The following is a 20614-nucleotide window of genomic DNA, read 5'->3' on the forward strand; positions in this document are numbered from 1 at the left end:
CACTTCTCTTTCACCGCGAAGCCCTTGTTTCGGCCATTCAACTGCATACATTCAAAACCCTCTTCGCACATTGGCGATACCGAGGGACACCCATGCAAACCTATCATTTGTTCATCAGCCATTCGTGGAACTATTCAGACGCCCACGACAATCTGGTCCGCCTGCTGGGCGCACAGCCGGACTTCAGTTTCAAGAACTTCTCGGTGCCACCGCACAACCCGATCATGGGCGCCCGCACCGACAAGCAGCTCGAAGAAGCCATCGAAAACAAGATTCGCCCCTGCTCGGCAGTGCTGATCATGGCCGGGATGTATTCGACCTACAGCAAGTGGATCAACAAGGAAATCGAGATCGCCAAACGCATGGGCAAAGTGATCATCGCGATCAAACCGTTCGGAGCCGAGCGGATTTCCAACGTAGTGCGCGAGGCCGCACACGCCGAATGCGCATGGAACACCAAGAGCATCGTCAGTGCGATTCGCCTGCATACGGCGGTGTGATCATGCGCAAGGGACTGTTTATCGGTATCAACGACTACACCCATGTTTCGCGCTTGAGCGGCTGCAGCAATGACGCCATCGCCATGGCTTCCGTGCTTAAAACCGACGCCAACGGCGATCCGAACTTCAAGAACATCGTGCTGACCTCCGCCGAGGATTACCTGAGCCGGGAAAAACTCGAAGACCAGATCCGCGAGCTGTTTTCCGGTGACTGCAATGTCGCGCTGTTGTACTTCGCCGGGCATGGCGGCTTTGACGCCGATACCGACGAAGGCATGCTGATCCCGCAGGACTACAAAAACGCCAAGGACGGAATTCGCATCAGCGACATCCTCAACTGGGCGACCAAAGCCACCAAGATCAAAAACAAAGTGATCATTCTCGACTGTTGCCAGAGCGGCTCGGCTGGCCAGGTGCGCGCGTTGCGCAGCGAAAGCAGCATGGTCGGCGAAGGCATGACGATTCTTACCGCCTGCAAAAAGGAAGAGCCGGCCATGGAGGGCGCGCAGCACGGCGTGTTCACCGGGTTATTGCTCCAGGCCCTGCACGGCGGCGCGGCGAACATCCTCGGCAAGATCACCCCCGGCAGCCTCTATTCGTTTGTCGACAACGCCCTCGACGCCTGGGAGCAGCGTCCGGTGTTCAAGACCAACGTGTCGCAGTTCATTTCCCTGCGCGAAGTGTCGCCACTGATCCCCAAGGAGATCCTGCGCAAACTGCCCGACTGGTTCGCCGAAGCAGAGGCCGTGTTCCCCCTCGATCCCAGCTACGAGCCCACGGAAACGACGTTCGATCCGGAGCACGGCGACGTCTTCAAGCAACTGCAAAAGTGCAACCGCCACAGCCTGATCGAACCGGTGGACGCCGAACACATGTACTACGCGGCCATCAACTCCACCGGTTGCTGCCTCACGGCACTCGGCGCCTATTACCGCGAACTCGCCCTCAAAGGACATTTCTGATGCCCGTATTCATCAGCTACCGTCACGTGGATCGCCCCCACGCGATCGCCATCAACAGCCGTCTGATACAGGCCAACATCAAGACCTACTTCGACGTGCTGGATCCGGAATCACAGACCACCGACGACATTACCGGGGTCATCACCCGCAACATCACCGCATGCACGCATCTGATGGCGGTGGTCTCTGACAAGACTGCGCTCTCGTGGTGGGTACCGTTCGAAATCGGCGAAGCGACCATCAGCAACCGACGGATCTGCTCATTCAAGACCGAACCGGCGGAACTGCCGCTGTACCTCGATAAATGGCCAAAGCTCAGCACTGACAAGGATCTGGATTTTTTCATTGATGCCTACCGTGAAGAAGTGGCGACCAAGCGCTCCATGACGCTGGATTCGATCAGCGAATCCCTTTACGGCACCTACAGACGCAATGCCGAGGTGTTCCACGACCAGCTCAAAAACCGCATCCGAAGGGGTTACTGACAGGTGTGAAAAAGCCGCGATGATCGCGGCTTTCTTGTATTTCGCAGTTCAATCCTTTTTGGGCCGTGGCGGGTTGTCCTGACGATAGGTGTGCTGGGGATTGATGACCAGTTGCCTGACCTGGCTGTCCAACTCTTTGCTGTGATACAGGTCCAGGCATTTGAGCAGCTCAAAACGAACACCTTTTCGCTCTGATTCGACCAGTGGATTGTGATAATCACGAGCCAGAAACTGGTCAACCAGAGATCTACCAGCTTGAGGTGCTTGCTCCAGATCGAAATAGGTCCAATCCATAAGCGCACTGGCACTGCTTCCGGCATCCTGGGCGGCTTCAGGTTCGCTCTTGTAGGCTGTAGCGATGCAGTCCGCCAGCACCATATCCTTGTAATTTTGCGCGTAGGTGCGCCCGCCTGCCTGTGGGGAGTTGGTCGGATCATCCTTGGCCCAACTGTTGGAAGGTGCGGCCGCCCAAGCCAGTGCCAAAACCGCAGTCAAATATTTCATCACGACAAACTCCAGAAGTTCGCGCGGTCGGTTTGATAATTCACACCCGGCTCATTGAAATAGCAGTGGTCGTAACACATTCTGCCGTCAAACAATGTGGCATGCCCCTGAGCATCCGACCAGCCAGAAACTTCAAACAAAATAAGTCCCTTCCGGCCCGCCAGGGTGCCGCCGTTTGCGGCCGGGTATCTGACCGTCTCGGCACTTCCCCATTGCTGTTCCAGATAGGCAATCAGGCTTTTGACGCGATAAAAGTACCAGCGCTTGTCAGCGCCAGACACGGTTTCGCCAACTATTCGTGGTATGAGTGAGCCGGAGTAATTGAGGATATAACTCATGCGTACTGCGCACGTGTTGACCCACCTTAGGGCCGGATCACGGCTGTTGATGTTCATTGCAACATTGCCGCCGATGACTGTCGCAACTTTTTCAGATGGATTGAGGGTGTCGTAAATCCGTTGAGAAGCCGCCCACGCGCTAGAAAATGAGGGTCGAATCATGTTTCATCCTTGATGTTGGGAAGCAGAAAATCGCAGCAGTTTAATCCTTCATACTTGAGGTGACGATGGTGACACGCGCCGCTCAACAGCACCTCATGCTTCCGGCCCTTGGCGTTGCGACCAGCGTGCTGGGACCGAACGGTGTACATCTGAGCAGACGGCTGCCATAGCCCTGAACGACGGTGTCATGAAGGTGTGTTGCCCTGAAGTTACGACGCACAGGCAGATGATGCGGTGCCCCTATTAACGGCCAAATAACAGGATCTACGCACGCTATCAGCGCTAGTGATACCGTGCGAAAAACGCTGCCCGCCTTTGCCGATCACGATCATTTTCGTGACGTCACGAAAATGATTAGCGGCATCCACTCCAGCGGTTTCGCTGTTGCAGCTGTGGCAAGGATTGATTATCCATAACGACTTCCTGATAAGAAGCCAGAAGGTGTAAACCTTATTCAGGACGAAGCAGCAGAGACAAAAAAGCCGCGATCATTCGCGGCTTTTTTGTGGGTCACTACTTGGCTGGTGCTGCCGGCTTCGGCGCAGGATTATCAAACAGATTCAAACGCTCACGAAGTTCGTGTGCCGGCAGCGGTTCTTTGTCCGCCGGCAATGCGTTCGGATCGGCTGGCGGCGCAGGCACTTCGCCCGGACCACCCTGCCCTTGCGTCGGCGCTGGCGCCGGTTCGGCACCTTGTTCGCCTTCGATGGCGCGCTGGGCTTTCTTGGTCAGCACCACGATGTCGATCCGGCGGTTGACCGGGTTGAACGGGTTCTCCCGATCGAACAGTGCCGATGAGGCATAACCCACGACGCGTGCCACCTGTGAATCCGGGTAGCTGCCGGCGACCAATGCACGACGAGCCGCGTTGGCGCGGTTGGCCGAGAGTTCCCAGTTGCCGAAATCGCCGGTGCCCGAGTACGGCTTGGCATCGGTGTGGCCGCTGATGCTGATTTTGTTCGGCACCGCTTTGATGGTGTCGGCCATGGCCAGCAGAATATCTTCGAAGTACGGCTTCAGGCGCGCACTGCCGGAGTCGAACATCGGGCGGTTTTCGGCGTCCATGATCTGGATGCGCAAACCGTCCTGGGTGATCTCGAAGAGGATCTGATCCTTGAATTTCTGCAATTGCGGGTTTTCATTGACCTTGTTCTGCAACTCTTGCAGCAACAACTCCAGGCGCTCCTTCTCGACCTGCTCGGCCATGCCTTCAACCTGCTCGGCGTCGATGGTCACCTTGTCTGGCTGCGGCTGAGATTTCACCTCCGGGTTGAGGGTGTTCTCCGGCGCCAGGGTCGGCGTGCCGCCCAGGTCGATGATGTACGGCGTACCGCTTTCGGAAAACCCGACCGGGTCCTTGAAGTAACCGGCGATGGCGATCTTCTGTTCAGGCGTCGCGGTGGACAGCAGCCACAACACCAGGAAGAACGCCATCATCGCCGTCGCGAAGTCCGCGAAGGCGATTTTCCAGGCGCCCCCGTGATGCCCTCCGGCGATGCGCTTGACGCGCTTGATGATTATCGGCTGGTTATTTTCCATGACTTAACGACCGCGAACCGCTTGTTCCAGCTCAGCGAAGCTAGGACGGTGCGCCGGGTACAGAACCTTGCGACCGAACTCCACCGCCAGCGACGGCGGCATCCCGGAAGCCGAAGCCACCAGCGAAGCCTTGATGGCTTCGTAGGTGTTCAGTTCTTCCTTGGCATCGTGAGCCAGGGAGTGGGCCAGCGGCCCAAAGAAACCGTAGGCCGCGAGAATACCGAAGAAGGTACCGACCAGTGCCGCCCCTACGTGCAGACCGATGGACTTCTGGTCGCCTTCGCCCAGGGATGCCATGGTCACCACGATCCCCAATACCGCCGCGACGATACCGAAACCGGGCATGGCGTCGGCGATGCCGTTCACCGCGTGGGACGGGTGCTCGAGGTCTTCCTTGAGGCTGTAGAGTTCCATGTCGAACAGGCCTTCCAGCTCATGGGGAGCCATGTTGCCGGAGGACATGATGCGCAGGTAATCGCAGATGAACGCGGTCATGCGTTCGTCTTTGAGCACCGCCGGGTACTTGGCGAAGATCGGGCTCGCGGCGGCATCTTCGATGTCGCCTTCGATCGCCATCATGCCTTCGCGACGGCTCTTGTTGAGGATCTCGTAAATCAGCCCCAGCACTTCCAGGTAGAAGGTGTGGTTGAAACGCGAACTGAACATGCCCAAGGACTTCTTGAGCACGTGCATTGTCATGTGGCCGGGGTTGGCCTGCAGGAATGCGCCAAGGGCCGCGCCGCCGATAATCATCACCTCGAAAGGCTGGATGAGAGCGGCAATCTTGCCGTGGGAAAGCACGTATCCGCCGAGCACGCTCGCGAATACGACGATGATGCCGATAATTTTAGCCATAGGTAGGAGAGCACTTACTGAGTCGGGTTCAAGGTCATATTCGGAAGTTAAAAAATCTCTTCTTCTACTTATCGGCAAAACTGCGCCAGACTATAGCCAGTTAAGGCGAAAAGCTAATTTGACCCGTTCAGGGCATAGGTAAAGCAGACGATGATCGCGTCCAGACATGGCTAACGAAACGAACGTCCCAACGCCAAAACCAACCACGCTTGAAGGATGGGTCAAGCTTCTCGATGGCGTGCGCCTGCCGGTTCCGCAAGCCAGCCACGACCTGGTCTGCAAAGCGATCCGCGATAACCGCAGCTCACTGCGCGACATTGCCGAACTGATGCAGGAAAGCCCGGCCCTGGCCTTGAGCGTGATTCGCGAAGCCAACCGTCACACCCATGGCAGCATGACCGAGCCTGCTGAAAACCTTGAGGTGGCGATCAATCGCCTCGGTTTGAAACGCACCGAAGAACTGCTCGACCGCCTGCCCGCCGAACCCCAATTGCAAATCCCCGTCGCCCTGCGCCAGCTTCAACTGATCAGCCAGCACGCCACTCAACAGGCCAACGGTTTTTTTGCCAGTCGCCTGGCGCGACTGTGGCAGGACATCCACTGGGGCAGCCTGCTGTTTCTCTCGCCACTCTGGCCCATGGCGCTGACCCATCCGCAGTTGCTTGAAGAGTGGGAGTTGCGGGTCATCCATAAAGGCGAGTCGGCACGCAAAGTCGAAAAGCAATTGTTCGGCGTGCGCCTGCTGGAAATCTGTCTGGCGCTGGTGGACGTCTGGCGCCTGCCGATCTGGGTACAGCAAGGTTATCGGCTGCTGCGCAGCGAGCAGCGTGAGCTGGTGAAAGTCCTGCGCATCGCACGTGACAGCGATCACCCGTTGCGCCAACAGAACCGCCTGGATGACGACCCGACGTTGCGCCGCTGGCTCAATCAGCCCGCCAATACCGTGCTGCTGGCCAACGGTCTGGCGCTGGCGGCACAACAGGCCTGGGACAGTCCACACTGCGAACGCTGGCAGTACCTGACCAGTCTTTACCTGCAAATGCCGATGGATGAGGTGCAACAACAATTGCACCAGCAGGCCGCCAACAGCGCTCGCCAACACGCCATGCCAGACCTCTGGCACCCGGCCGAATCGCTGATCTGGCCACCGGGTGCGCACCGCGTTCACGCCGGTTTGTTGCCCGCACCGGCGCCGACCGCCGAAGACCTGGCGAAGTGGCGCAAGCAATGTGCCGAATTGCTGGTGGAGCCGAGCCGTTTTACCAATGCCATGCACTTGACCACATCGGCCCTGGATGCCCTGGTGGCGTGTGGCATGCGCCGGGTGATGATTCTGATGGCCGACCGCACGCACGCCAATTTGCGCGTGCACCAGACCGCCGGGCTACCCAAGGAAGTGGCCGGTTTGAACCTGGTGGTCAGCCAGAGCACCGTGCTGCAACGCCTGCTCGCGCAACAGGCCCAGGTGCGCCTGACGCCGGCCAACAACGCACAATTCTCGGCCCTGCTGCCAGCCAGCCTGCGCTCACAGTTCAGCGGCGAACACCTGCTGCTGCGCTCACTGGTCAACAACGGCCGGGTGATCATGATCGTGGTGGCGGATCAGGGCGGCGGACCGTTCTCGGAAATCACCGTGCAAGCCTTCGGCAAAACCGCACAATGCATCGAAAAGGCCCTGCACAGCTTTAGCCACCGCTAGGGCCTGTTTACCGTTATTTCCTGCCCCAAAATAACTGATAACAGGCCCTCATGACGCTGCGCTACAATCCTCCCCTTTGTGCTCTGGAGACCTCACATGTCTGACTTCTCTGGCTTGGCGCTGGTGATCGAGCCGAGCGACCTGCTCCCGCGTCTCGACTCCCGCGAACTGATTCTGGTGGACCTGACCAGCAGCGCCCGCTATGCCGAAGGGCATATCCCCGGTGCACGCTTTGTCGATCCAAAACGCACTCAGCTGGGCCAGGCGCCTGCGCCGGGCCTGTTGCCGACCCACGCCGCGCTTGAAGCATTGTTCGGCGAACTGGGGCACAACCCTGATGCGGTCTATGTCGTCTATGACGACGAAGGCGGCGGTTGGGCCGGGCGCTTTATCTGGCTGCTGGATGTCATCGGCCACAGCAAATATCACTATGTCGACGGCGGCCTGCCGGCCTGGCTGGCGGAAGGCTTGCCCATGTCGATCCAGATCCCGCCGGCAGTCGGCGGCCCGGTCGCCCTGACCCTGCACGACGAACCTGTCGCCACCCGCGAATACCTGCAAAGCCGCCTCGGCGCCGCTGACCTGGCGATCTGGGACGCACGTGGCCCGCTGGAATACTCCGGCGAGAAAGTGCTGGCGGCCAAGGGCGGGCACATCCCCGGCGCAGTCAACTTCGAGTGGACCGCCGGCATGGATCAGGCGCGCAACCTGCGTATCCGCACCGACATGCCGAAAATCCTGGAACAACTCGGCATTACCAAAGACAAAGAAGTCATTACCCACTGCCAGACACACCATCGTTCTGGCTTCACCTATCTGGTGGCCAAGGCGCTCGGTTATCCGCGGGTCAAAGGCTACGCCGGCTCCTGGGGCGAATGGGGCAACCACCCTGACACGCCCGTAGAGATTTAAGTTTTTCAAGGACAGTTAATGAATAAGCGTTTGTTTATCCTCAGCCAATACCTGCTGCCCCATCACTTGCTCTCGCGACTGGCCGGCTGCATTGCCGAATGCCGCGTGCGCTGGTTCAAGAATGCCTTTACCGCCTGGTTCGCCAAGCGTTATCAAGTGGACATGTCCCAGGCGCTGGTCGAAGACCTGACCGCTTACGAGCACTTCAATGCGTTCTTCACCCGCGCCTTGAAGGACGGTGCTCGCCCGCTGGATCAAACCCCGGGCGCGATCCTCAGCCCGGCCGACGGCGCCGTCAGCCAGCTCGGTCCGATCGAACACGGCCGCGTTTTCCAGGCCAAGGGCCACAGCTTCAGCGTGCTGGAATTGCTGGGTGGCGACGCGGCCAACGCAGCGCCCTTCATGGGCGGCGATTTCGCCACCATTTATCTGTCGCCGAAAGACTACCACCGTGTGCACATGCCGCTGGCCGGTACCCTGCGCGAGATGGTCTACATCCCCGGCCGCATCTTCTCGGTCAACCAGACCACCGCTGAAAACGTTCCGGAACTGTTCGCCCGCAACGAGCGTGTAGCGTGCATTTTCGACACCGAGCGCGGCCCGATGGCCGTGGTGTTGGTGGGTGCGATGATTGTGGCGTCGATCGAAACCGTTTGGGCTGGCTTGGTCACACCGCCAAAACGCGAGCTGAAAACCTTCCGCTACGATGAAGCGGCCCGTGCGCCGATTCACTTGGAAAAAGGTGCGGAACTGGGTCGTTTCAAGCTCGGTTCTACGGCGGTCGTGCTGTTCGGGCCGGATCAAGTGAAATGGGCTGAAGGGCTGGGCGCCCTTTCGCCAGTGCAGATGGGCCAGGGCATCGGCCTGCCAACCGCCTGATCCCTCGATCCGATCCCACGAACGCCTTTCGTGGGATCGGACATTTCCTCCCGCTGCGCCCCCTCCTCCAGCGTTCATAGCTGCTACAGTCAAAGTCATTCGTTGCCCATTTCCCGGTCGGAGTTTGTCCACGGCATGAATGAGACCAATCCTGCCCTACTGCTACGCGCACCGATCCCGATGCAGTCGCGCCTGTCTTTCTGCGAAGCCACGCCACGCGACCTCAAGCGCTGGATCGCCAACCTGCCCAAAGCCAACATCGGTGAAACCGCTCGCCAGTTGTACCAAGGCTTGAATGAACTCAACCAACTGCTCACACCCAGCGACAATCGCCTGCAATTGCTCGAATTGCTGCGGCCCGAGGTGTATTACGTCTGCAAGCACCTGGAGCGGCATTTTCTGCACCAGGCCATTGTGCTCGACGAGCGTTCGCGCAAAATCGCCAACCTTTGCCAGGCGCTGCAGAGCCACTTGGCGATCGGCTACAAGCAGATCGTCGTCCGCATCGCACCGCGCTTCAGTAAAGACCGTGCGCCGCTGCTGACCCAGGCATTGCAACGTGCCGTCCATTGCTTGAACGGTACGTTGATCCGCGCCACTGAGCTCTACTGCCCGGCGCCCGAAGGGCTGTGGCTGGAACTGCATCAGCTGTACCGGATCGGCTGCGAACATCAGCTGCAACATCAGAGCGTGCGCGATGAACTGGCCAGCCAGACGCAAAGCCTGAGCATCGAGCAGACCTACGTCGTCGCCCTCCTGCTGGGTGCTTCACGCTGCAATCAACTGCGCCAGAACCAGATCGCCCGGCTCGCCGAGGTGCTGGAACCCTGGAGCCAATGGATCAAGCTGCAACCCTTCAAACCGGACAACGGGCTGTTTGCCGTCGCCCCGGACCTCGACAGCGGCCCGCGTTATCGCGTCAAATTCCCTGCCGAACAACAAGAGCGTTTGTTGGGGATCGACCCGCAGCCCCTGGTCGCCGCCATCGAAATCCATCTGCAACAATCGGCCGACAAGGCATCGCCGCTGCCGGTTCCGACAGGGCTGAATCTGGATACGCTGCAACACCTGTATGCCGCCTGGGGCCAGGCCTCCGAGCGCGGTTTCCAGCGCACCGTCGGCCACGGCACATTGACCCTGTGCGTGGGCATGAGCGCCCTGCACTTTTATCTCGGTGGCAAACGCCCGTTCAACGACATCCTGAAAAAACCCGGCGCCCGTCCCGCGCAGTTCTCGGCAGCCGAGCCGGCAGGACGCGCCAAGGACCAATGGAAACAGGCCTTCGACGCCGCCCCCCATGGCACGGCAGACACGCTGCTGCCCTACGAAGAGATCGAATATCCACACCTTCAGAAACATGACAACCACGAGGCGTCCGGCCAACAGCATTTCCCGACCTACGCGCTACCGGTGATCAATCACAGCCCTGGCGGTTATTGCCTGGCCTGGCCCGGCGCAGTGCCTGCCGAACTGCAGGCTGGCGAAATGGTCGGTATCGAGGATACGGCCGGTCAAGGCTGGAGCGTTGCCGTGGTGCGCTGGATCCGCCAGGTACGGGGCGGCGGCACGCAGATGGGTATCGAACACGTTGCGCCTTACGCCGAACCCTGCGGCCTGCAACTGATTCGCTCCGGCGACGAACACAGCCAGTACTTGCGCGGGCTGTTACTGCCCGCTATCAGTGCCATCGACCTGCCGGCCACCCTGCTCACGCCGCGCCTGCCGTTCCAGGAAGGTAATAAGGTGCTGATCAACACCAATGGCCAGGAACGCCCGGCCGAGCTGGAGAGACGGATGACGAGCACCAACAGCTTCAATCAGTTTGCCTACCGTTCGCTGGAGGTAGCCAGAAACGAAAACGCCGCGGAAGGCGGCGTGGTCGGGGTAGCGCAAGAGTTTGATTCGTTGTGGAAGTCGCTATAACGGCGAGTCCCAGAGGGTGCCCCCATCGCGAGCACGCTCGCGATGGGGCTCGCCCGGACGGTCGAAAACTCAGAGCTGCCCGTCGCGATCCCGGAAGCCCAGCAGATACAGCACGCCATCCAGCCCAAGGGTGGAAATCGCCTGCTTCGCCGATTGCTTGACCAATGGTTTGGCGCGGAACGCTACGCCCAGCCCGGCAATCGCCAGCATCGGCAGGTCGTTGGCACCGTCACCGACGGCAATTGTCTGCTCCAGACGCAAACCTTCTTTATGCGCCAGTTCACGCAGCAAATCCGCCTTGCGTTGCGCATCGACAATCGGCTCGACCGCCACGCCGGTGACCTTGCCGTCGACCACTTCCAGTTCGTTGGCGAACACATAGTCGATGCCCAGCTTGGCCTGCAGTTGCTTGGCGAAGTAGGTGAAGCCGCCCGACAGAATCGCGGTCTTGTAGCCCAGGCGCTTGAGTTCGGCGAACAGGGTTTCGGCGCCTTCGGTCAGGCGCAGGGAAGCACCGATGGAGTCCAGCACGCTGACGTCCAGCCCTTGCAGCAAGGCCAGGCGTTCCTTGAAGCTGGCGCGGAAGTCCAACTCGCCGGCCATCGCCCGCTCAGTAATCGCGGACACCTGGTCGCCAACGCCGGCGGCCTTGGCCAGTTCGTCGATGACCTCGGCTTCAATCAGCGTCGAGTCCATGTCGAACACCGCCAGACGACGGTTACGGCGGAACAGCGAATCTTCCTGGAAGGCGATGTCGACGTTCAGCTCTTGCGCAACGCTGAGGAATTCAGCCCGCAGCGCTTGCGGGTCAGCCGCTTCGCCACGCACGGAAAACTCGATGCAACCCTTGCCCTTGTCGGCCGGGGTGTCCAGCGGCATGCGCCCGGAAAGGCGGTCGATATGGTCGATGTTCAGACCGTATTTGGCGGTGATCGAACTCACACGCTGCAATTGCTCGGCGGTCACTTTGCGGGTCAACAGGGTGACGATGTGGCGTTTCTTGCCCTGGTTGCCGACCCACTGCTGGTAATCCTCTTCGGACACCGGCGTGAAACGCACTTGTTGCTCAAGCTCATAGCCTTTGAACAGGATGTCTTTGAGCACCGAGTTGCCGCGCTCGGTATCAGGAATTTCAACCAGGATGCCGAACGACAGGGTGTCGTGGATCACCGCCTGACCGATGTCGAGAATGTTCACACCACCCTGGGCCAGAACGCCGGTTATGGCCGCAGTCAGACCCGGACGGTCGACTCCCGTGATGTTTATCAGGACGATTTCGCGCAAGGCGCACCCCCGCAGGTGGAAAAAAACCGCATTCTACCCATTTTCAGTGACCATCGGGCACCGTGAGCGCTTTGACGGCCTAGGGCCTGTCGCTATACTGCGCGTCAACTTCACGGACAAAGAGCCGAGCTCAAGTGAACCGGCCCACGCCAGTAAAAACCGATAACTTCTTTCTGCTGATCTTCCGGGCACTGCGTCATCGCCGTGTGCCGATCGCATTACGCATTGCCAGCCATAACGTGATCCTGGTCGCTCTGGCCCTGGTGATCTATGCCTGTGTGATGGGTTTGCAATTCAAGCAGGCCATGCACGAGCAGGCGGATGCCCTGGGCGAAAGCCTGACCACCCAGACGGCTACGTCGGCCACGGAGCTGTTGGTGTCCAACGACATCCTCAGCCTGAATGTGCTGCTCAACAACCTGACCAAGAACAAGCTGGTGGCCCACGCTGCCATCTACAGCGTGGATAACCGCATCCTCGCCGAAGCCGGTCAGCGTCCCAAGCACGGCCTGCTGGGCGAAGCCGAAGGCATGTACCAGAGCAAGATCACCTTCCAGGACGTGACCGCCGGGCAACTGCGCATCAGCCTGGACATGGATCAGTTCCAGCAGCCGATGACCATCAGCCTGCAAAGCATGGGCATTCTGAGCGCGATTCTGCTGGCGCTGTCCCTGGCCTTGAGCCTGCGCCTGGGCCGCAATATCTCCACGCCGCTGCTGCAATTGCGGGTGTGGCTGCGCAATATCGACGAATACACCCCGGCCACCGAGCGTCAGGATGAAGTCGGCGATCTGGCTCGTCAGCTGCACGCCAATTTCGCGCCGGAGCCGGCCGAACCGGAGCCTGTTCCGGAGCCCGAGTTCGACGACAGCGATGACGACGAAGAGACCGATCCGGCCTTCGAAGTGCGCAACCTGCGTGATCCGAGCTTCGATGAAACCCGACCGGTGGCAGGTCTCAAGCCTGCGCCGCGGCGCATTGTCAGCACGGTCGAAGACGACGAGGACGACGAAGATCCGTTTGCCGATCTGCGTGACGACTCGACAGACAGCGCGCCGAAATCCGTCGCAAAGCCGCAGGTATCGAACGTACCTCAACACAGCGCGGTACTGGCGGTGCAACTGGGTGCACAGGATCAACTGCGTCGCCTGCCCCGCGCACGTCTGGAAGAGCTGCTCAAGCGCTACCGCGATTGCCTCGATCAGGCGGCGTCGCTCTACCAGAGCGAACTGCACACCCTGAACGATGGCAGCACGCTGATGCTGTTCCACACCGAAGACAGCGGCGATGACTACCTGACCAACGCCATCTGCTGCGGTGAGTTGCTGCGCGCCCTGGGCCATCAATTGCAGATCGAAGTCGCCGACAGCGGCATCACCCTGCAATTGCAGTTGGGCCTGACACTGGGCGACGAACTGTTCGGCTTGAGCCAGATCGATCTGCTGTTGACCGAAACCGCTCAGGATGCGCTGGCCCTGTCGCAACACAGCCGCAACCTGCTGCTGGTGGAGCGCAAGATCAGCGACGACGCGCTGATTCGCCAGCGTGCGCGGATCCGCCCGATTGCAAGCCCTGAGGGTGCGTGCTGCGTAGAACGCCTGATGGAGCCTTATCCATCGATGCTGGAGCGGCAACTGGCGCGGATGCACGAACGCCGGGCGTAACCCGTAACCTTGTGCCCGCTGTAGAGAAGCCCGCAGATGAGTGATCGTCTGCGGGCTTTTTGTTGTCCCCTAACTCTTGTAGCAGCTGCCGAGCCTGCGAGGCTGCGTTCGGCTGCACAGCAGTCGTAAAATCAGGCGATGGGCACGGTCAGGCAAAACGCACCAACAGGGTCTGCGAGGACTTCGTCCTCGAACGCAGCCTCGCAGGCTCGGCAGCTGCTACGACCAACCTGCAGAAACAACAAAGCCCGCACAAGGCGGGCTTTGTTCTGGACTCAATCCAGGCTCAGAACCTGAACACTTCCATATCCGTACGAATCGGCGAAGCCATCGGGATTTTCGGCTGCTTCTCCGGCTCTGCTGCCGGTGCCACAGGCTTGGCGGCGGGCTTGCGCGGCGCCTCAGCGATCGGCGGCTGGTTGGCCAGCGGCTTGAGCGCTGTCGACAGTTGCTCGGCCAGACGCTGCAGCAACACACCCTGGGCCTGAACCTGAGACGCCGTACCGCCGGCGTGCTGCTCTTGCAGATGAATGATGCGGTTATCACGCACCTGACCACGACGATCGATCAGGCGCCATTGCGCGTCCAGGATCGCCGGTTGCGACACACCCGAGTCCAGACGGGTGATGGTCAGCAGAACCTGAACATCCGGTGTGAAGCCCACTGTCGCAGGAGCCAGGACAACGCGCTGGCTGTCCAGATGACCGGCGACCTGACGCAGTAACAGCTGATCGATGTCCGACGACAGGCTGCCCGCCCAACGACCGTCGGCCGATGCTTGAAGGCTGCCATCCGGCTGACGCTGCAATAAGGTTTCGCGTTGCAGGTAATCAGCAACCGTTACCGGGCCCAACAATACCGCCATGCCCGCGCTTTGCGCAGGCTGAGCCGGACTTCCGCTGTCCAGCTGATACAGCGACACCGGCTGGTGCACGCTGCAACCCGCCAGGCCAAGAACGCCAGCGAGCATCAAAATAAAAGGAAGGCGCAGAGCAGTCATCGTCCCATCCAGGTGGCTGCCACAAGGCTCACCACAGTGAAAATACTCAAAAAATATGAAGAACGCTCGGCCACGCCGGCGCTTGAAAGGCCATATCATCCGTGAATATGCGTTCCGACTCCAGCGCCAAAGCGTCGATCTACGCGTCAAATCGTAGATCGAGCGCTCTAGGACGCTTAATTGAGGTTTTCGACGAACAGCGCATCCACCCTCTGGAAGCCCCGTGGCAGTTTGTTACCGCGACGCCCACGCTCACCTTTATAGTGTTCAAGGTCGTCCGCCTTCAGTGACAAGGTACGTTTGCCGGCCTGCAGCACCAACGTGGCGCCCTCCGGCAAAACAGCGATGTCCGTGACATATTCTTCGCGACTGGCAACACGCTCACCGGGAATCCCGATGATCTTATTCCCTTTACCTTTACCTAATTGTGGCAGATCGCTGATTTTGAAGATCAGCAGGCGACCCTCGGTGGTCACCGAGGCCAGCCAGTTGTGTTCACGGTCGGCCACCGGACGCGGCAGGATGACCTTGGCGTTGTTCGGCAGGCTCAACAGGGCCTTGCCCGCCTTGTTCTTGGCTTGCAGGTCTTCGCCCTTGACCACGAAACCGTAACCGGCGTCGGATGCGATCACGTACAGCGCATCGTCTTCAGGCATCAGCACGCATTCGAAGCTCGCCCCTGGTGGCGGCGTCAGACGGCCGGTCAGCGGTTCACCCTGGCCACGGGCCGACGGCAGTGTGTGGGATGCAACCGAATAACTGCGGCCGGTGGAGTCGATAAACACCGCAAACTGGTTGGAACGCCCGGCTGCCGAGGTCTTGAAGCCATCCCCTGCCTTGTAGGAAAGACCGGTGGCGTCGATTTCGTGACCTTTGGCAGAGCGAACCCAGCCTTTTTCCGACAACACGACCGTCACTTTCTCGTTCGGCAGCAGATCGTGCTCGGTCATCGCCTTGGCTTCGGCGCGCTCGACGATTGGCGAACGACGGTCGTCGCCATAGGTTTCGGCGTCTTTGATCAGCTCGCTGCGTACCAGTTTCTTCAGCTTGGCTTCGCTGCCCAGCAGGGCTTGCAGCTTGGCCTGCTCCTTGAGCAGCTCGTCCTGCTCGGCACGCAGCTTCATTTCTTCCAGTCGCGCCAACTGACGCAAACGGGTGTCGAGAATGTAATCGGCCTGGATCTCGCTCAGGGCGAAACGCTCGATCAGACTGGCCTTCGGATGCTCCTCGGTACGGATGATGTGGATCACTTCGTCCAGGTTGAGGTAGGCAATCAGCAAACCGTCCAACAGGTGCAGGCGACGCTCGACCTTGTCCAGACGGAATTGCAGGCGTCGACGCACGGTCCGCACGCGGAATTCCAGCCATTCCACCAACAATGCGCGCAGGTTCTTGAGCTGCGGCTTGCCGTCGAGGCCAATGATGTTGATGTTGACCCGGTAGCTGGATTCCAGCTCGGTGGTCGCGAACAGGTGTTGCATCAGCGCTTCGTGATCGACCCGGCTGTTGACCGGAATAATCACGATGCGGCAAGGGTTCTCGTGGTCCGACTCGTCGCGCAAGTCCGCGATCTGCGGGGCTTTCGACGGTTTGGCCTGCATCATCGCGGCAATCTGCTCCAGCACTTTGGCGCCAGAGACCTGGTGCGGCAGTGCCGTCACGACGATGTCGCCGTCTTCGACGTGGTAAACAGCGCGCATGCGCACCGAACCGCGACCGGTTTCGTAGATTTTCAGCAGGTCGGCGCGCGGCGTGATGATTTCCGCTTCGGTCGGATAATCCGGGCCCTGAATGTGTTCACAGAGCTCCTCGACCGTGGCTTTCGGTTCATCCAGCAAACGCACGCAAGCGGTCGCGACTTCGCGCAGGTTATGCGGCGGGACGTCGGTGGCCATGCCCACGGCGATACCGGTGGTGCCGTTGAGCAGGATGTTCGGCAAACGGGCCGGCAACACCAGAGGTTCTTCCAGGGTGCCGTCGAAGTTCGGGCCCCAGTCCGCCGTGCCCTGGCCGAGTTCGCTGAGCAGCACTTCGGAATAACGCGACAGCCGCGCTTCGGTGTATCGCATGGCCGCGAAGGACTTGGGATCATCCGGCGCACCCCAGTTACCCTGGCCGTCGACCAGCGTGTAGCGGTAGCTGAACGGCTGGGCCATCAGCACCATCGCTTCGTAGCATGCCGAGTCGCCGTGAGGATGGAATTTACCAAGCACGTCACCGACGGTACGCGCCGACTTTTTGTGCTTGGAATCGGCGTCCAGCCCCAACTCGCTCATCGCATAGACGATGCGTCGCTGAACCGGTTTCAGGCCGTCGCCGATATGCGGCAAGGCACGATCCATGATCACGTACATGGAGTAGTTGAGGTAGGCATTTTCGGTGAAGTCAGCCAGTGACCGGCGCTCTACACCGTCCAGGCTGAGATCAAGGGAGTCGCTCATGCGGGCCTCATTATTTCGTGGTCTGGCGCAGCAGCATGGTGCCACCGCGCTGGGTAAATTCAAGTTTGTTCAGTGCGCTCATGCCGAGCAGCACTTGATTGCCGTGCAAACCGGGCGCCACCAGCGCGCGAACGTCACGCAGCACGATGGCGCCCAGTTGCAGCCGGTCGAGGCGGGTTCGATAGCCCTCGCTCAAGCCATTGGCCGTGCTCAGGGTCACCCCGAAGCCTTTTTCCAGCTTCAATCGTTCAGCCATTTCGGCCGGGATCGACACATCGGTCGCACCGGTATCGAGCATGAACTCCACGGGCTGGCCGTTGATCTGGCCGGTGGCGACAAAATGCCCCTGGCTGTTGCCGATCAGCTTCACTTCGATAAAACCCTGGCCCTGCTCAGAGCTGACGACGGTATTGGGATTCTGTTGACGCTCCTCCCATTGACCGAAGAACCGCGTCGCCAGAAACAGCGCGGCGCCCCAGGCCAGCACCATCAACACCCGACCGGCGCGTTTGCCCGGCGGTTGCTGACTCATGGCTTGGCACTCCAGCCACCTTCAGGCGCGGCAAAGCGCCACACAATCGGCCGTACTTCACCGTCGGCGCGCGCACCGTTGTTGTTGTCGATACCGATCCAGGCACCTTCGACGTCGATGATCAGCGCTTCCGCCAGCCCAAAGGGTTGTGAATAACGACGGTTTTCCTGCAAGGCCTCGGCAGCAAACGACCAGCAGCGCTCGACCTTGCTCGTCACCGCATCACGGCGACAGATCTGAAAGGCGTTGCGCTCAAGGGTAAACAGCTTGCCGTCGAACAATGACAGATCAGCAAAATCCCGAGGGCGAGCTCTGGCGTGGGGAAATTGCGCTGGCTGCATTTCCACCCCGCCTTCACTCAGCAGCACACAGCTACCGTCGCAGTCCCACACTGTTTGCTGGCGCTTGATCAGCAGCAAACCGCGGCGCTCACGTTCGGCGGCCAGCCACAGCGTGTCACCGGCCGGATTGATCGCCAAGCCTTCGAATAATGCATTGAAGTGCAACAACATGCCGCTCGCCCGCGCTTCGCGAACCAGCATCGGCGAGATTTTCAGCCAGGACGCAGGCCCGGTTGGCGGTACTTGCAACACCGCGGCGTGGCCTTCGCTGACGATGTAACGATTGCCCGCGCTGTCACAGGTGATGCCTTCGAAATCCAGATCCCCGCCCCGCACGAACGATGCCGCCCAAGTCCGCGCACGCAAGCCCCAAGGCAAACCGGTGTCGGGCACCAGGGGTACGTCAATGTGCACGGTTTCGGCTTGCCAGGTGGGGTTGCGGGTGTCGAGGCGATAGATTTGATCATCGTCGCGATCCGAAACGGTCCACAGCTCCTTGCCACACTGGGCCAGCCCCGAAAGATTGCCGCCGCGCATGCCGTCGACGGCATGTTCGGACAACAGGCGCAGCTCTGGCGCGGGTTCGGCAGAAACCGTCACCGAAGTCAGCAGCAACGCACACGCCAGGGCCCAGCCAAACCGCATCAGCCCAGAACCTCGGCCAGGTTACCTTTGGATTCCAGCCAGGTCTTGCGATCGCCCGCGCGTTTTTTCGCCAGCAGCATGTCCATCATTTCCGAGGTCTCGGCGAAATCTTCACCCAGCGTCAGTTGCACCAGGCGCCGCGTGTTCGGGTCCATGGTGGTTTCGCGCAACTGTGGCGGGTTCATTTCACCCAGCCCCTTGAATCGGGTGACCTGCGGCTTGCCGCGTTTCTTCTCGGCCACCAGGCGATCGAGGATGCCGTCGCGCTCGGCCTCGTCGAGGGCGTAGTAGATCTCTTTGCCCAGGTCGATACGGTACAGCGGCGGCATGGCGACATAGACGTGACCGGCATCCACCAGCGGGCGGAAATGCTGGACGAACAAGGCGCAGAGCAAGGTTGCGATGTGCAGACCGTCGGAGTCGGCGTCGGCGAGGATGCAGATCTTGCCGTAACGCAGCTGGCTCATGTCCGCCGCGCCCGGGTCGACACCGATCGCCACGGCGATATTGTGCACTTCCTGGCTGGCCAGCACTTCGCTGCCGTCGACTTCCCAGGTGTTCAGGATCTTGCCGCGCAACGGCAGGATCGCCTGAAATTCTTTGTCCCGCGCTTGCTTGGCCGAACCGCCTGCGGAGTCACCTTCCACCAGGAACAGCTCGGAACGCATCGGGTCCTGCCCGGCGCAGTCGGCGAGCTTGCCCGGCAATGCCGGCCCTTGGGTAATGCGTTTGCGCTCGACCTTCTTGCTGGCCTTCAGACGACGGCCGGCGTTGTTGATCGCCAGTTCGGCCAGCAACATGCCGGTTTCCGGGTTGGCGTTGAGCCACAGGCTGAAAGCATCCTTGACCACGCCGGAAACGAAGGCGGCCGCTTCACGGGATGACAGGCGCTCCTTGGTCTGGCCGGAGAATTGCGGTTCCTGCATCTTCATCGACAGGACGAAAGCGATACGCTCCCAGACGTCTTCCGGCGCCAGCTTCACACCACGCGGCAACAGGCTGCGGAACTCGCAGAACTCGCGCATGGCGTCGAGCAAGCCCTGACGCAGACCGTTGACGTGAGTACCGCCCTGGGCTGTCGGGATCAGGTTGACGTAGCTTTCCTGAACGCTGTCGCCGCCCTCGGGCAACCACAGCAACGCCCAATCGACGGCTTCCTTGTTACCGGCCAGGCTGCCGCAGAACGGCTCGTCAGGCAGGCGTTCAAATTCGCTGACCGCGTCTACCAGGTAGGAGCGCAGGCCGTCTTCGTAATGCCATTCGACTTTCTCGCCGGTGGCCTTGTCTTCAAAACTGACCAGCAACCCCGGGCACAGAACGGCCTTGGCCTTGAGCACGTGCTTGAGGCGGCTGATGGAGAATTTCGGTGAATCGAAATACTTCGGGTCCGGTGCGAAGAACACGCTGGTGCCGGTATTGCGCTTGCCGACGGTGCCGATGACTTCCAGCTCGGTTTTCTTGTAACCGTCGGCGAAGGTCATCTGGTATTCGTTGCCGTCGCGTTTTACACGCACCCGGACTTCGGTCGACAAGGCGTTGACCACGGAAATACCCACCCCGTGCAAACCGCCGGAGAACTGGTAGTTCTTGTTGGAAAACTTGCCGCCCGCATGGAGTTTGGTGAGGATCAGCTCGACGCCCGAAACACCCTCTTCCGGGTGAATGTCCACCGGCATGCCACGGCCGTCATCGCTGACTTCCAGGGAGTGATCGGCGTGCAGGATGACCTGCACCGACGTCGCGTGCCCGGCCAAGGCTTCGTCGACGCTGTTGTCGATGACTTCCTGGGCGAGGTGGTTCGGCCGACTGGTGTCGGTGTACATGCCGGGGCGTTTGCGCACCGGGTCGAGGCCCGAGAGGACTTCGATGGCGTCTGCGTTATAAGAGCTAGCGCTGGGAGTGGCCATGGGGTCTCGTCGTCAGTGTTCAGTGAAAATAGGGGGCAATGA

At 60.2% G+C, this 20614-nt stretch carries 18 protein-coding genes; 8 read left to right on the top strand and 10 right to left on the bottom strand.

The window, feature by feature from the left end:
• The first annotated feature begins 92 nt into the window (after window positions 1–92).
• From ACCC96_RS24420 to ACCC96_RS24430, 3 genes are read left to right on the top strand one after another with little or no spacing between them, the layout of a single operon-like run.
• Window positions 93–500, top strand: coding sequence for a TIR domain-containing protein (locus tag ACCC96_RS24420; RefSeq protein WP_413697137.1), 408 nt, complete (start codon window positions 93–95; stop codon window positions 498–500).
• A 2-nt stretch (window positions 501–502) separates the two neighbouring features.
• Window positions 503–1462 (top strand): caspase family protein, encoded by a 960-nt coding sequence (locus tag ACCC96_RS24425; RefSeq protein WP_413697138.1) that lies wholly within the window; start codon window positions 503–505, stop codon window positions 1460–1462.
• Entirely contained in the window at window positions 1462–1947 is a 486-nt protein-coding gene (locus ACCC96_RS24430) for a toll/interleukin-1 receptor domain-containing protein (RefSeq protein WP_258672184.1), read from the top strand. The genes ACCC96_RS24425 and ACCC96_RS24430 overlap by 1 nt, the downstream gene beginning before the upstream one ends.
• Before the next feature lie 48 nt (window positions 1948–1995).
• Here the strand turns inward: ACCC96_RS24430 and ACCC96_RS24435 are convergent, their stop codons facing one another.
• The 4 genes from ACCC96_RS24435 to motA form a co-directional block, all read right to left on the bottom strand.
• Window positions 1996–2451: a type VI secretion system amidase immunity protein Tai4 gene (locus ACCC96_RS24435; RefSeq protein ID WP_258672182.1), complete on the bottom strand. Its 456-nt coding sequence runs from the start codon at window positions 2449–2451 to the stop codon at window positions 1996–1998.
• Entirely contained in the window at window positions 2451–2951 is a 501-nt protein-coding gene (locus ACCC96_RS24440) for a type VI secretion system amidase effector protein Tae4 (RefSeq protein ID WP_413697139.1), read from the bottom strand. Before ACCC96_RS24440 ends, ACCC96_RS24435 begins: the two co-directional genes overlap by 1 nt.
• Before the next feature lie 513 nt (window positions 2952–3464).
• On the bottom strand, window positions 3465–4490 hold the full coding sequence (motB, locus tag ACCC96_RS24445) for a flagellar motor protein MotB (RefSeq protein ID WP_258672180.1): 1026 nt from the start codon (window positions 4488–4490) through the stop codon (window positions 3465–3467).
• Window positions 4491–4493: 3 nt separating this feature from the next.
• Window positions 4494–5345, bottom strand: a complete 852-nt coding sequence (gene motA / locus ACCC96_RS24450; protein WP_018928515.1) for a flagellar motor stator protein MotA — start codon at window positions 5343–5345, stop codon at window positions 4494–4496.
• Between the two features lie 166 nt (window positions 5346–5511).
• Between motA and ACCC96_RS24455 the strand changes: the two genes are divergently transcribed.
• The 4 genes from ACCC96_RS24455 (at window position 5512) to ACCC96_RS24470 (ending at window position 10758) form a co-directional block, all read left to right on the top strand.
• A complete protein-coding gene (locus ACCC96_RS24455; protein WP_413697140.1) occupies window positions 5512–7044 on the top strand; it encodes an HDOD domain-containing protein in 1533 nt (510 codons plus the stop codon).
• A gap of 96 nt (window positions 7045–7140) precedes the next feature.
• Complete coding sequence (rhdA, locus tag ACCC96_RS24460; protein ID WP_007939613.1) at window positions 7141–7956, top strand: thiosulfate sulfurtransferase; 816 nt, start codon at window positions 7141–7143, stop codon at window positions 7954–7956.
• Between the two features lie 18 nt (window positions 7957–7974).
• Window positions 7975–8835 carry an archaetidylserine decarboxylase gene (gene asd / locus ACCC96_RS24465; protein WP_007939614.1) on the top strand — a complete coding sequence of 287 codons (861 nt, stop codon included), beginning with the start codon at window positions 7975–7977 and terminating at the stop codon, window positions 8833–8835.
• Between the two features lie 135 nt (window positions 8836–8970).
• Window positions 8971–10758 carry a molecular chaperone gene (locus tag ACCC96_RS24470; protein WP_413697141.1) on the top strand — a complete coding sequence of 596 codons (1788 nt, stop codon included), beginning with the start codon at window positions 8971–8973 and terminating at the stop codon, window positions 10756–10758.
• 69 nt (window positions 10759–10827) lie between these two features.
• Here ACCC96_RS24470 and serB read toward each other — a convergent pair whose 3' ends face one another.
• Window positions 10828–12042, bottom strand: a complete 1215-nt coding sequence (gene serB / locus ACCC96_RS24475; protein ID WP_413697142.1) for a phosphoserine phosphatase SerB — start codon at window positions 12040–12042, stop codon at window positions 10828–10830.
• Between the two features lie 134 nt (window positions 12043–12176).
• Here serB and ACCC96_RS24480 point away from each other — a divergent pair, with 134 nt between their 5' ends.
• On the top strand, window positions 12177–13706 hold the full coding sequence (locus ACCC96_RS24480) for an AhpA/YtjB family protein (protein WP_413697143.1): 1530 nt from the start codon (window positions 12177–12179) through the stop codon (window positions 13704–13706).
• Between the two features lie 286 nt (window positions 13707–13992).
• Here the strand turns inward: ACCC96_RS24480 and ACCC96_RS24485 are convergent, their stop codons facing one another.
• The 5 genes from ACCC96_RS24485 to parE all read right to left on the bottom strand — a co-directional run bounded on the left by ACCC96_RS24485 (window position 13993) and on the right by parE (window position 20572).
• The gene (locus ACCC96_RS24485; RefSeq protein ID WP_019650709.1) at window positions 13993–14706 is read right to left on the bottom strand and encodes a membrane integrity-associated transporter subunit PqiC; all 714 of its coding nucleotides are present in this window, start codon (window positions 14704–14706) and stop codon (window positions 13993–13995) included.
• Window positions 14707–14882: 176 nt separating this feature from the next.
• Window positions 14883–17147 (bottom strand): DNA topoisomerase IV subunit A, encoded by a 2265-nt coding sequence (parC, locus tag ACCC96_RS24490; RefSeq protein ID WP_413697144.1) that lies wholly within the window; start codon window positions 17145–17147, stop codon window positions 14883–14885.
• 10 nt (window positions 17148–17157) lie between these two features.
• A complete protein-coding gene (locus tag ACCC96_RS24495) occupies window positions 17158–17679 on the bottom strand; it encodes a TIGR02281 family clan AA aspartic protease (protein WP_018928522.1) in 522 nt (173 codons plus the stop codon).
• Window positions 17676–18665 (bottom strand): esterase-like activity of phytase family protein, encoded by a 990-nt coding sequence (locus ACCC96_RS24500; protein ID WP_413697145.1) that lies wholly within the window; start codon window positions 18663–18665, stop codon window positions 17676–17678. Before ACCC96_RS24500 ends, ACCC96_RS24495 begins: the two co-directional genes overlap by 4 nt.
• Window positions 18665–20572 carry a DNA topoisomerase IV subunit B gene (parE, locus tag ACCC96_RS24505; RefSeq protein WP_019582186.1) on the bottom strand — a complete coding sequence of 636 codons (1908 nt, stop codon included), beginning with the start codon at window positions 20570–20572 and terminating at the stop codon, window positions 18665–18667. The genes ACCC96_RS24500 and parE overlap by 1 nt, the downstream gene beginning before the upstream one ends.
• Between the last annotated feature and the right edge of the window lie 42 nt (window positions 20573–20614).

Source organism: Pseudomonas sp. Pseusp11 (assembly GCF_047304405.1).
In the GTDB taxonomy this organism is placed as follows: Bacteria; Pseudomonadota; Gammaproteobacteria; order Pseudomonadales; family Pseudomonadaceae; genus Aquipseudomonas.